Origin of the sequence: Desulfococcus sp. (assembly GCF_041737845.1) — a bacterium.
GTDB lineage: Bacteria > Desulfobacterota > Desulfobacteria > Desulfobacterales > Desulfococcaceae > Desulfococcus.
Genome location: NZ_JBGSQX010000033.1, coordinates 18448 through 30738, shown reverse-complemented (window position 1 = coordinate 30738; position 12291 = coordinate 18448). Strand labels below are relative to the sequence as shown.

At 64.5% G+C, this 12291-nt stretch carries 8 protein-coding genes; 3 read left to right on the top strand and 5 right to left on the bottom strand.

Features of this window, described 5'->3' with window-relative positions:
* Together ACEW8N_RS04310 and ACEW8N_RS04305 are read right to left on the bottom strand one after the other, a co-directional pair.
* Positions 1-3357: beta-ketoacyl synthase N-terminal-like domain-containing protein (locus ACEW8N_RS04310; protein WP_373498570.1), on the bottom strand; the 3357-nt coding region annotated here is incomplete at its 3' end.
* Positions 3358-3394: 37 nt separating this feature from the next.
* A complete protein-coding gene (locus tag ACEW8N_RS04305; RefSeq protein WP_373498569.1) occupies positions 3395-5032 on the bottom strand; it encodes a PfaD family polyunsaturated fatty acid/polyketide biosynthesis protein in 1638 nt (545 codons plus the stop codon).
* A 406-nt stretch (positions 5033-5438) separates the two neighbouring features.
* On the opposite strand from ACEW8N_RS04305, the gene ACEW8N_RS04300 reads away from it, so the two are divergent.
* Positions 5439-7334, top strand: coding sequence for a GNAT family N-acetyltransferase (locus ACEW8N_RS04300; protein ID WP_373498568.1), 1896 nt, complete (start codon positions 5439-5441; stop codon positions 7332-7334).
* 6 nt (positions 7335-7340) lie between these two features.
* The gene (gene rsmG, locus ACEW8N_RS04295) at positions 7341-8033 is read left to right on the top strand and encodes a 16S rRNA (guanine(527)-N(7))-methyltransferase RsmG (protein ID WP_373498567.1); all 693 of its coding nucleotides are present in this window, start codon (positions 7341-7343) and stop codon (positions 8031-8033) included.
* Positions 8034-8052: 19 nt separating this feature from the next.
* On the opposite strand, the gene mutY is transcribed toward rsmG, so the two are convergent.
* Positions 8053-9129, bottom strand: coding sequence for an A/G-specific adenine glycosylase (gene mutY, locus ACEW8N_RS04290; protein ID WP_373498566.1), 1077 nt, complete (start codon positions 9127-9129; stop codon positions 8053-8055).
* Between the two features lie 87 nt (positions 9130-9216).
* Here mutY and ACEW8N_RS04285 point away from each other — a divergent pair, with 87 nt between their 5' ends.
* Positions 9217-9855 carry a hypothetical protein gene (locus tag ACEW8N_RS04285; protein WP_373498565.1) on the top strand — a complete coding sequence of 213 codons (639 nt, stop codon included), beginning with the start codon at positions 9217-9219 and terminating at the stop codon, positions 9853-9855.
* 36 nt (positions 9856-9891) lie between these two features.
* On the opposite strand, the gene ACEW8N_RS04280 is transcribed toward ACEW8N_RS04285, so the two are convergent.
* Both ACEW8N_RS04280 and ACEW8N_RS04275 read right to left on the bottom strand, forming a co-directional pair.
* The gene (locus tag ACEW8N_RS04280) at positions 9892-11529 is read right to left on the bottom strand and encodes a SagB/ThcOx family dehydrogenase (protein ID WP_373498564.1); all 1638 of its coding nucleotides are present in this window, start codon (positions 11527-11529) and stop codon (positions 9892-9894) included.
* Positions 11530-11531: 2 nt separating this feature from the next.
* Positions 11532-12185, bottom strand: a complete 654-nt coding sequence (locus ACEW8N_RS04275) for a hypothetical protein (RefSeq protein ID WP_373498563.1) — start codon at positions 12183-12185, stop codon at positions 11532-11534.
* Between the last annotated feature and the right edge of the window lie 106 nt (positions 12186-12291).

The following is a 12291-nucleotide window of genomic DNA, read 5'->3' as shown; positions in this document are numbered from 1 at the left end:
GGGCGCCGGCCGGTGTGGCGGCGGCGCGGCGGGAGGCAGGGTCGGCTGAACCGCCGGAACGGCCTGGGGCAAAGGCGCGACAGGATGGAGACGCTCCGCCGGCATCCCGCGAAGGGAGGCTTCCGCGAGGTGACGGGTGCTCTCCATCATCTCCTGGATCGTCCGGTTGGCCTGGGACTGGGTTTCCAGAAATCGTTTATGCGTCTCGGCGGTCTGCATCTGGAGGGCCTGCATGGATCTCAGACCCTCCTGGACCACCCTGAATGCGTCAGAGAGGGTTCCCCCGACGGAATTGCGCCATACGGGGGACGGGTGTTCTTTTTTCGTGTTCATGGGTTTTTCATTTCCTGCACGCGTAGTATCCGGCCCGTATCGGGCGGGTGCGGCCATGGCCGGTGGGTGTTGGTCAGGCGATGCCTGTTGGGTGTCAGTATTCACGTTGATGCTGTTTTCCTCTGGGGCCGTCCGTTCGAAAACCGGGCGGGTTTCCCCGGCCTGCGATGGCCGCTTCTTTTTGGACGGCTGGCGGTAGTTGGCCCCGGACAGGGGGATGCTCATCCGCTGCTTCCGCCTTTTGGGCGCTTTTTCCTCCCACTGGTCCAGGGCTGCCGCATGGCCCAGGACCGCCAGATGGCAGAGGAGCCGGGCCAGGTCGACGATGCCGAACCGTTTCCCCGACGAGGCATCCATGGGAAGGGCGTGGACATGGAGCCCCTTTAGGATCTGCCGGATGAGGCCGCTCAGGACCGATTTCGGTCCGACCTCCACAAAGGTCCGGACCCCGGCGTCCCAGAGGGTCTTGATCTCCCGGACGAAATCGACCGGGGAGAGGATCTGCTCGGCCAGGAGCTTCCCGGCCCGATCGGGGTCGACGGGGTAGGCTCCGCCCGTGGCGTTGGAAAAGACATGGGTGCCGGTGGGGTGGATCTGGATCCGGCCGACGGCCTCGGCAAACGGCGCCCGGGCCGCTTCCATCAAGGGACTGTGAAACGCGGCGGAAACGGGAAGACGCCGGGTGGGAATCCCCAGGATCCGGCAGACCTCCTCGGCCTCTTCAACGGCCGCGACGGCACCCGAGATCACCCCCTGCTCCGGGGTGTTCCGGTTGGCGAGCACCACGTCCAGTTTGCGCTCCCGGATCAGCCGGTCGATCTCCTCGAGGGGCGCTTTCACCGCGGCCATGGCGCCGGCCCCGGCTTCGCCTGCCGCCCCCATGAGCTTGCCCCGGATGAAGGCCAGCTCCAGAAAGGTCTTGCCGTCGATCCATCCCGCGGCGCAGAGGGCCGTGAGTTCGCCGAAACTGTGGCCGCAGACGCTGTCGGGCATCAGGCCGAAGCGCTGGAGGACCTTTGCCATGGCCAGGCTGACCGCGCCGATGGCCGGCTGGGCCGCCTCGGTCCGCCGCAGCCGGTCTTCCTGGGCCTCCCGATCGGCTGCGCCGCGGGCGGGCCGGGGATAAACCCGGTCCCCCAGCCATCCGACCATTCCCACGGCGGTGTTGGCCATCTCCATGACCTTCATGGCTTCGGGGAAGCGGCAGACCAGGTCGCGCCCCATGCCGACGTACTGGCTCCCCTGCCCCGGGAAGACAAAGGCCAGTTTGCCGAAATCGCCGACAGGGCCGCCGTAGAAGATGTTCTGGACGTTCCAGATGGTCTCTTTGAAGTTGTGTTTCAGGGCATCCAGGGCCTCCGAAAACACGCCCGCCAGGTTGTCGAAGCGGTCCAGGGTCTTTTCGATGACCAGAAGCAGCCGATGGGGGGATCCCGCGGAGAATTCCGCCCGGCTTCGGGCCGCGAGTGCCGAGATCTCCTCTTCGGCCATGCCGCCGACGTCACCCTGAAACCCGGAAAGCCGTTGGGCGATCTCTTCCCGGGTGCTCCCGGAAAGGGCGAAGATCTCCACGGAGCCGTCCCAGGCGACCCCGCGCTCCTCCGCAGGGGATTCCTCGAGGACCATGTGAAAATTGCTGCCGCCGAACCCGAAGGAGCTGACGCCCGCACGGCGCGGATGACGCCCGTTCGACAGCCACGGCCGGACGCTGGTGGACAGGTAGAAGGGGCTCTCGTCGATATTGAGCCGGGGATCGGGTTCCTCGGCCTTGAGGGTGGGCGGCAGGACCCGGTGATAGAGGGAAAGCACCGCCTTGATCACGCCGGCCGCCCCCGCCGCGGCCTTGGTGTGGCCGATCATCGACTTCACGGTGCCGATGGCGCACCAGTTTCTCCGGTCCCCGCCGCCTTCCGAATCCTGGGTGAAGACCTGCTGCAGGGCGCTGAATTCGACCTCATCCCCGACGCGGGTGCCGGTGCCGTGGGCCTCGATCAGCTCGACGGTGCCGGGAGAGACCCCCGCCTCCCGGTAGGCCGACCGCAGGGCCTTCATCTGACCCTCGGGCCGGGGGGCATAGATACTGCTCGACCGCCCGTCGCTCCCGGACCCCAGGCCCTTGATCACGGCGTAGACCCGGTCGCCGTCGCGCAGGGCGTCGGAAAAGCGCTTGAACACCAGAAGCCCCACGCCCTCCCCCAGGATCGAGCCGTCGGCGCTGCCGGAAAAGGGGCGCACGTCCCCCGTGGGGGAGAGGATCGGGGTTTTGGAGAAACACATGTGCATGAAGATGTCGTTGAGGGTGTCCACGCCGCCGGTCAGCACCATCTCCGAACGGCCGGTCCGGAGCTCCATGACGGCCATGTGCATGGCGCTCATGGAGCTGGCGCAGGCCGCGTCCACAGCGCAGTTGGTGCCCCCGAGGTTGAGCCGGTTGGAGATCCGTCCGGCCACCACGTTCCCGAGGAGCCCGGGAAAGGAGTTTTCCTGCCAGGGGACATAGCCGTCCGCGATCCGCTCGATCACCTCCGCCGTCTTCTCCGGGGAGATCCCCGACGCCGCAAGAGCGCGTCGCCAGATGGGATGGCCCAGCCGGGCCCCCAGGGGAATCACCAGCTCCTGGGTGCCGGTGACCCCCAGGATGACGCTGGTCTTGTCATGGTTGAATTCCCGGCCGCTCCCGTACCCCGCATCCTCCAGGGCGATACGCGCCGCCAGCAACCCCAGGAGCTGGGAGGTGTCGGTCGCCTCGAGGGAGGCCGGCGGGATACCGAATTCCGTCGGATCGAAGGAGACGGGGGTGAGGTAGCCGCCCCGGGTGCAATAGACGTGATCCGGGCGTTTGGGGTCCGGGTGGAAGTAGTCGGACGGCGACCAGTGGGTCCCGGGCACCTCGTCGATGGCATCCTGGCCCCGGGCGATCAGCCGCCAGTATTCCTTCAGTCCGGGGGCCTTGGGAAACAGGCAACCCATGCCGATGACGGCGATGGGAACATCTTGTCTGTTGGGTGTGTAATCTTCTGTCAATTCCGTTAACCTTGAATATTTTGAAATTAATAGAAATCTATCCGAGAATGGCGGTCAGGTCCGAAAGGGGGAGCGGCGCGTATCTCGAAAGGGCATGAGGCACGGGAACACCCTGATTCCGGAGCCAGCTCACGCGGGTGATGACGGATGCGCCCATCAACAGGTTGAGGGCCACCGTCACGGTCCTGCGGTTTGCGGGCCGCTCCAGAAAAGTCCCCCGGGTCCACTCGTTGAAGGCCCCCATGGCCGGGCCGCACCAGATCTGGTAGTCGATCACCCGCGTGGGGTCGCCCGCCGTCGCCCAGCCGGAGGACCGCCCCAGGTAGGACCGGAAGACCAGCGCCATCTTGTGTCTGGCGTCCCGCTCGGCCCGGAGGTTCTGCCGCGGGTCCCGGTGCTCGAAGAAGGCCCGGGTCGCCTCCCATGCCTCGTCGAAGCCGGACCGGAAAAAGTCTTTCTCCAGGATGGCCCGCTGGTCGGGGGGGGCGGCGTCATAGCGGTCGTACCGGGTGTAGAGGTCATAGAGTTTGGCGGCCCTCTGCGCGAACATGGTCCCCCGCTTGAGCACCTGAACCTTCACCCCCATCTCGAACATGTCGGCCGCAGGCGCCATGGCCACGTCAGCCTGCCTCGCCTCGGCCAGCATCTCGCGGACCCTGTCGGAGGTTCCGGCCTCCAGGCAGGCCTGGTTGACCGACCCGGTCAGGACATAGGCGGCACCCATGGCGAAGGCCGCCGCCGCCGATTCGGGCGTGGCGATGCCGCCCCCCAGCCCGACATGGATGGGCCTGCCGTAGCCGTGGGCTTCCATCAGCCGGTCCCGGACGGCCATGAGGGTGGGAAGGAGCGCCAGCGCGGGACGGTTGTCCGTGTGGCCTCCGGAGTCCGCCTCGGCGGTCAGACTGTCGGCCACCGGCACCAGTCGGGCCAGATGGGCCTCCTCCGGGGTGATCTTTCCCTGTGCCACCAGCTTTGCCAGCATCTTCTCCGGCGGCGGGGAGAGGAATTTCTCGGCCACCTCCACGCGGGAAACCTTGGCCACCAAGCGATTGGAACAGACGACCGCGCCCTTTTCATTCCGGCGGATGCCCTTCACCCGGTAGTGCAGGAGGGGCAAAGTCAGCCCCAGGTAAGCGGAGGCGCTGATGAGCTTCACCCCTTTCCGGAGGAAGAGATCGACGGTCGCGGCCTCGTGGTCGGGTTCGCTGGGGCTGTGGATGAGGTTCACGCCGAAGGGGACGCCCCGCATCCGCTCCTGCAGACGGTCGACTGCCTGTTCGACGGCTTCGATGGAAAGCCCTGCGGCGCCGAAAAAGCTGAGCATCCCGGCCCGGCCCACCGCCTCCACCATCTCCACCGAGGTGATGCCGTTGGCCATGGCCCCGGCCACATAGGCGTAATCAAGCCCGTTCTCCCGCCTGAAGTCGGGGTCCCCGAGGCGGCCTGGATGAAGCGGCGGCACGTACGCGAGGATCGGCACCGCAGCGGCGTCATCGGGCGCAACCCCGCTCAGGATCACCCGCCCGCCCGCCGCCACGGCGGGCCTGCCGGCCTTCGGCACTAGGACGATCGGTTGGTTGACCTCAAACAAGGCTCTTTTCAGCGCATCATTTCCGGTTTCAGGCGGTTTTTCGCCCGGCAGCCACCACCCGGCGGCAGGGATATTTCCGTGCATCAATAAGTTCCGATTTCTGCAGTTGGTTTAGGGATCGAGCATCGACCGCACGCGCCGTCCGGTTGCGGTCCGACCGCTGCCGCATCCCCTCAGGGGCCGCGGGCGGCCGATCTCGGATGGATATTCCAGTCTGCTCTTCCATTAAACAGTTCAATTTAAATAAATTGTTATAATGTGTCAAGAATGATACCCGCGCTTTTTACGATATTCTGGTCAGAAGGCCGGCACCGCCCCCCGGAATCCGGATCGTAAAGGCTTCGGGCGTCATGAAAAATGAAAAACAGGTCAGACCAAAAGAGCCTTCTTGACTATTTTCCCGTTTTAAGATGTGATGGCCCCCGAATCCCACTTGACAATCCGAATGAAACAGATCCCAAATATACTGCAGTAAAGGAGAACACACTGGATGGACGTACGCGAATTTTGCCCCCAGAAGGTCGTCACCGCCGAGAAGGCCATTTCAAAGATCCGGCGGGGCAGCCGGGTATTTATCGGCACCGGCTGCGGAGAGCCGCAGCACCTCATCCGGACCATGGTGGAAGACATGAGCATGCAGGACATCATGATCTACCAGATGCTCTCTTCCACCCTCTCCGATTACGTGAATGACGAGATGTTTTTGAGGCGCTTTTCCCTCAAGCTCTTCTTTATCAGCCGATCCATGCGGAAAGCGGCCTTCGAGGGGAAGATCGACTATATCCCCACCTATCTCTCCCAGATTCCGACGCTCTTTTTCAGCAAGCGCATCGGGCTGGACGTGGCCATCATCCAGGTGAGCCCTCCGGATAAATTCGGATACTGCAGCTTGGGCGTTTCCGTCGACATCACCCGGTCGGGGATGGAAAACGCAAAACTGGTCATCGCCCAGATCAACCCCAATATGCCCAAGACCTGGGGGGACAGCTTCGTTCACATCGACGAGCTCGACTATATCGTCCTCCATGAAGAGGACATCGTGGAAATGTCATCCCTGCCCAAGGAAAACGAGGTCACGCGCCGCATCGGCATGTACGTTTCCCAGGTGGTGGAGGACGAGGCAACCATCCAGGTGGGTTTCGGGCACCTGCCCAACACCATCCTGCCGTATCTCCACAAGAAGAAGGACCTGGGCGTCCACACCCAGGTCATCACGGACGGTCTTCTGCCCCTCCTGGAAAAAAAGGCCATCACCAACAAGAAGAAGACCCTGATCCCCGGACGGGTGGTGGCTTCCCTCTGCATGGGATCCAGAAAGCTCTACGAGTACGTCCACAACAATCCCATGTTCTATTTCCGGTCCTCCGACTACGTCAACGACCCCACCGTCATCGCCCGGAACGACAACTTCATCTCCATCAGTTCGGCCCTCGAGATCGACCTGACCGGCCAGGTCTGTTCGGACTCCATGGGCAACCTCTTTTACAGCGGCATCGGCGACCAGGTCGACTTCCTCCGGGGGGCGGCCATGTCCAAAGGCGGATTTTCCATTGTCGCCCTCCCCTCCACCGCCCAGAACGGAAAGATTTCCCGGATCGTCCCCAATCTGAGCGAGGGGGCCGGCGTCGCGACGACCCGTGCCGACGTCGATATCGTCATCACCGAATACGGCATCGCCGAGCTCCAGGGGAAGAGCATCTACCAGCGGGCCATGGAGCTGACCCAGATCGCCCACCCTAAATTCCGGGAGGAGCTTGTTGAATCGGCCAAGAACAAGCGCTACATCTTCTCGGACCAATTGCCGCCCGCCCAGGAGGACCTCATCTTCCTCGAGGGGTACAAGACCACCCTGGAGCTGAAAAACGGAAAAACCGTCCTCTTCCGACCCCTCTTCCCCTCCGATGAATTCGCCTACCGGAATTTTTATTACAGCCTCCAGGAAAAGACCGTCTATTACCGATTCTTTTACAAAATGAAGGTCTTTTCCCATGAGGTGCTCCAGAAGCAGTATGCCAGCGTGGACTACAAGAAGAACATGTCCCTCATCGGGCTGGTCCACAAGAAGCGCCACCAGGAGATCATCGCCATCGGCTCCTACGCCGAAGCCGAAGACGACCGGGCCGAGGTCGCATTCGTGGTCCGGGAGGATCACCAGGGCATGGGCATCGCCTCCTACATCCTGGAGCAGCTCGAGATCATCGCCCTGGAAAACGACTACAAGGGGTTTGTCGCGACGACCCTGAGGGAAAACTCGGCCATGATCCATGTGTTCAAACAGCGGTATCCCAACGCCAAGATCATTTCGAGCAGCAGCGACTACGTGATCCTCATGAATTTCGACGACCCGGACAAACCCAAGACCAGGGTCCGGTCGCCCGAGGTGTAGGCCGCCGTGGAGATCGGATCACGGGCCTGGCTGGACCTGATCCAGGCCGGCGCGGCCCAAATGGGCATGACCGTATCCCCCGGGCAGGCGGAGGGCTTCGCCCGGCATGCCCGGGCCCTCCTCGACTGGAACCGGACGACCAACCTGACGGCCATCACCGCGCCCGAGGAGGTGGCCGTCAAGCACTTTCTCGATGCCATCGCCCCCTCCCGCCATGTCCCGTCGGGGGCGTCGGTCCTGGACATCGGCTCCGGCGGCGGATTCCCGGGCATGCCGCTCAAGATCATGGACCCCTCCCTGTCGGTGACCCTGATCGACGGCGTCCGCAAGAAGGCGAGTTTCCTGGGCTATGTCATCCGGACCCTGGGGCTCTCGGGCATCGAGGCCCGTCACATCCGGGCGGAGGCCCTGGCAACGCTGCCGGGGATGGCCCGAGGCTTCGACGTCATCATCTGCCGGGCCCTCACCGCCCTTGCCGACTTCATCCGGATGGCCCGGCCCCTGCTTGCGCCGGGGGGCCTCCTGGTCGCCATGAAAGGGGAAATCTCCGGGGAGGAGATGACGGCGGCAGAGGAGGAAGCCCTTGCCGAGGGCGCGATCGCCATCGAAATGGTCCAATACACGCTGCCGGTTTTGCACCTCCACCGACGCCTCTATCTCATCCGCCTTCCAGACGACGGACCGGGTCCATCCCAATGAATTGCATGGCAAACGGCGTTCAGGCATCCTGCTGCAGGAGCGGCATGAACTTGTGATGGGTCTTGGGGAGGGGGTAGCGCGCCAGCTCCGCCAGGCCGATCCAGCGAAAATCGGCGGGGCCGTTGAGCCGGACCGCCCCGGAACGCCAGCGGCAGTCAAAAAGATCCACGACGACCTTGAAATGGCTGTAGGCGTGCCGGACCCGCCCCAGGTGCCTGCAGCCCGCCACCGAAAGCCCGGTCCGATCGAGGATGTGCCGGATGCACGCCGCGCGTGCGTCTTCCCCGTTTTCGACAGCCCCTCCGGGAAACTCCCAGAGCCCCCCCAGGAGCCCTTCCGGCGGGATCTGGGTGATCAGGATTTTCCCGTCTTTATGGATCACCCCCGCCGCCATGGCGCGGGTGGGGACCGGCGGTTTCCGGACCCGCACGGGATAGGCCTCGACCTGCCCCGTGAGATAGGCCCGGCAGAACCGGCTGACCGGGCAGGCCCCGCAGAGGGGCTTCCTGGGCCGGCAGACCAGGGCGCCCAGCTCCATCATCGCCTGGTTCGAGCGGCCGGGGTCCGCCGTGTCGAGGAGTGAACGCGCCGCTTTTTCAAAAACGGGGTTGGCGTCGCGGCCGTTCACCGGAGCCTCCACCAGAAACAGCCGGGCCAGCACCCGCTTGACGTTGCCGTCCACCACCGCATGGGGGCGGCCGAAGGCGATGCTCATGACGGCCGCGGCGATATATTCCCCCACGCCCTTAAGCTTCCGGAAGGCCCCGGGGTCGTCCGGAAGGAGCCCGCCGTGATCCGTCGCCACGGATTGGGCCGCCTGATGGAGGTTTCGGGCGCGGGCATAGTATCCCAGCCCCTCCCACAGCTTGAGAACCTCCTGGAGATCGGCCGCCGCCAGATGTGCCGCCGTGGGAAACCGGGCCATGAACCGCCGGTAATACGGAATGACCGTGTCCACGCGGGTCTGCTGAAGCATCACCTCGGAGACCCAGATCCCGTAAGGGTCCGTCGTCTCCCGCCAGGGAAGACCCCGCCGGTTTTCCAGGTACCATTGAATGAGTGCGGCCCTGACCGCAGCGATTTCCGTCGCCTCCATAGACGCCCCTTCCCCTTGCCGATAAAATCGGTTGATTCTTCCCGGCCGCCGACGGTATACTGTTTATCAAGTTCAGCAAAGGAGTTTATGATGAAAATCGAACACGGCACCGAAGAGGTGCGCGGCGAATACATGAAGCGCCAGTTGTACATGATGTCCAACCTGGGGCTGTTCTACGTCATCCTCATCGCACTGTTCGGGATCCCCCTCCTGGGGACCTTCGTGGTGGTGCTGATCAAGGGGGTACTCGATTTCAGGTACCTGATCCTGGCTTCGGGCATCCTGCTCGGGGGGCTGGTCCTCTTTTTCACCGGAAAACTCGGGCTGCGGCTCTTCCGGAGGATGCGGGCGGACGGCGGGGCCGCCTTTCGGGACGCCGCCGGGCGCGCCGGGCGGGGCCAACAGGTACAGATAGAGCTGTTCAACGGCCTCATGAGTTTCTCCTGCGGCGGAAGGCGGCATCCCGAGGCCCTCATGGGACCCGGGGGCCCGGCCGCGCTCCTCCCCGACATGACCGGGGAGCCGCCGTCCCGGAACGCGTTCGACCAACTCCAGGCCCTCGTTCGGATGAAAAAGGAGGGGGCCATCGATGCGGATGAGTTCCTTGCCCTGAAAAGAAAGCTGATCCAGGAGATCTGCGCCGGGCCGGACAGCCCGATCGAATCCATTATCCAGCCCCTCGGGGAAACCGAAGCGATGCACGCCCGGTCCTCCTCCAGGAATTGATCCGCATCCAAGACCGGACCCTTCAGGCCCGCCAGATCAGACAGATCCGGCCCGACGGGCGGCCTCGAGGTGGCCGTAGGGGGGCAGGGACCCCAGCCGCCGGTCCTCCACGGGGACGCCCGCGGTGAAATGGTAGAGACTCTGGCGGCGATCGTCCGCCATACCCAAAAGCCCGTGAACCGCATCGTCGAAATAGCACCCGATGCCCGTTCCGCGGATTCCCGCGGCCTCGGCCTCCAGATAGAGGACCTGGCCGATCATCCCGCTCTCCCAGAAAAGCCGGCGGTAAATATGGGGGTCCGCCGCCACCGCCTTCCTGAATTCCGCGATCATCCCCAAGGAAAAAACACCGTCGCCCGCAATGTCTTGATGGCAGCTCACCTTGGCGGCCGTGTTCCTGAAATCCCCGGACCTCAATAGATAAAGCGGCAGGTGGGTGCAGGCGGGCGTCCAAGGGAGATCCGGGGACGCAAGCGCCGCCATGGGAGCGGGATCATCCGTCGTCCGCAGGAGATAATAGAGGCCCGGCTCCAGGCCCATCACCTGATGGACGAACAGGAGAAGATCCACGGAAGGCTTTGCGGCCCCGAGGTCGAAGGGGGCGCAGGCCCGGCGGGGCAGGGTTTTATCCAGGATCCCGAAAAAAACCTCCCGGTCGATGCCCTTTCCGGCATGGTAGGCCGTGGCGCTCCGCCGCCTTCGAATGACGGCGGCGGCCGAAAGGGCCGGGTGCGGCGCGTCGATGAACGGCCGATCGGGGAGGGGGCCGGCCTCGAGACCCCCGTCCGTGGTCTTTCGGGTGGCGGCCGCTGCCTCGTAAATGATCTCCCAGTTGACGGCGCGCCCGCTGAGGGGATTGGGGCTTCCGGCGATGGGAACCTCCGGGAACGCCGCAATGATCGCGGGGGGGAGCCCCCGGGGCGCCTCGGTGTCGGCCGGGTGGACCGCGCACAGCAGCTCCGGATGCTCCTCGGCAAGCTCCGGCCATGCCGTCCGGTCAAACCCCAGGAGGGCTGCGACCGCCTCGTCGGTGAGCCCGTTCAGGGCCGTCACCCGCCACCCCAGAAGGGCCGCGGAAAAGCTCAGGGCCGCCAGGGCATGCCCCGCGTCCAGAAGGCAGTAGCGGAAGGCCCGCTCCCCGTATTTCCAGGATTCCCGCCAGAAGATGCTGCTCACGCCGACCATGAAGGCGCCGGACCCCAGCGCCTTGCCTATCTCGATTCCCAACGCTTCGGGAAGGGCCATCCGCCGCTCCAGCATATGGTGGAAGGGATGGTAATGATAGACGCCGGCCGGAAGGTCCGCCGCTCCCGGCCAGACGAGGTGCGCTTCGGTGGGATGGAGATTCCCGGAGGAGGGATTCATCCGGAGGGACCATCGGCTCCCGCCGGCGGTCTTCCAGGCCGAAAGCCCCAGGGAAAGCTCGAAAAAGGCCCCCAGCGTCCCGGCATCAGCCGCCTGGGCCGGCGTGTCCGCCCGGTCATAGAGGGCCATGCAGCCGGCCCGGGGGTCCTCCCGGAGCAGCGGGAGCGCAAAGCGCGCCGCGCCCGCATAGACCCGGAACGGGTCGGGCTGGTTTCGCCAGTCCAGAGAGCCTGCGGAGCGGGCATACCGGTGAAAATGGTGCTTGGTTTCCTCATGGTATCGAAAGACCTTTCCGGATGCGCTCTCCATGATCATCTCCTTTCCGTGGCCTGCCCGGACCCCTGGGGTGTTGCGCTGCACACCTCTCCGGCGTAGGTCATCACCCTCTCCATGAAGGCCGCCGCTTCGCGTTCGGCAAAACCGAAATAGAACCCGCCCAGGAGCGCGGCCTCCATCTCCCCCTCCTGGTGGAAGGTGACCCGAACCCCGTCGCCCCGGGGCGTCAGCCGATAGTAGCCGCGGATGGAATGAATTTCGGGCGCGACGATGCCCTTCTGGCGGACGCGTACCAGATCGTCCCGGACGCGGCCGCTCTTCGGGTCCATGGTGCGGCGGAAGGTGGAAACGGCTTCATAGAAGAAATTTCGATAGGTATAGGTCACTTCATACCAGGCATCCCCCTCCCGGTCGAGGCGGATGTCCTTGACGTGGCTCATGAGTGCCTTGAAGTGGTCGTAGTCATAAAAGATATGCAGCAGGCAATCCAGATCGGCCCTGGCGTCAAAGCGGCCCTCGAAGGTGTAATGGGTCTTCGTATGGACGAACGAATGGGTGACGCGGCCGGACCCGCCCCCCCGGAAGCCGGGGGCCGCCGATGATGCCAGAGCCCCCGCGAGGAGGCACAGGGCCAGCCCGATAACGGGTGTTCCTCTCCGGCCGGACAGCCTTTTCCAGATGACCGTCATGCGCAGAACTCCCCCAAACGGGTTCACGGCGCCGTTTCGATGGACCGCCGAACGGGCACCCGGCGCACCGGCCTGCCGGCGTTATGTCCTCCATCGGCATCAGCGC

Bases quoted from the DNA above. Each gene is read 5' to 3' on its own strand.
- ACEW8N_RS04305 (WP_373498569.1), bottom strand. From the start codon at position 5,032: ATGCACGGAAATATCCCTGCCGCCGGGTGGTGGCTGCCGGGCGAAAAA.
- ACEW8N_RS04300 (WP_373498568.1), top strand. From the start codon at position 5,439: ATGGACGTACGCGAATTTTGCCCCCAGAAGGTCGTCACCGCCGAGAAG.
- mutY (WP_373498566.1), bottom strand. From the start codon at position 9,129: ATGGAGGCGACGGAAATCGCTGCGGTCAGGGCCGCACTCATTCAATGG.
- ACEW8N_RS04285 (WP_373498565.1), top strand. From the start codon at position 9,217: ATGATGAAAATCGAACACGGCACCGAAGAGGTGCGCGGCGAATACATG.
- ACEW8N_RS04280 (WP_373498564.1), bottom strand. From the start codon at position 11,529: ATGGAGAGCGCATCCGGAAAGGTCTTTCGATACCATGAGGAAACCAAG.
- ACEW8N_RS04275 (WP_373498563.1), bottom strand. From the start codon at position 12,185: ATGACGGTCATCTGGAAAAGGCTGTCCGGCCGGAGAGGAACACCCGTT.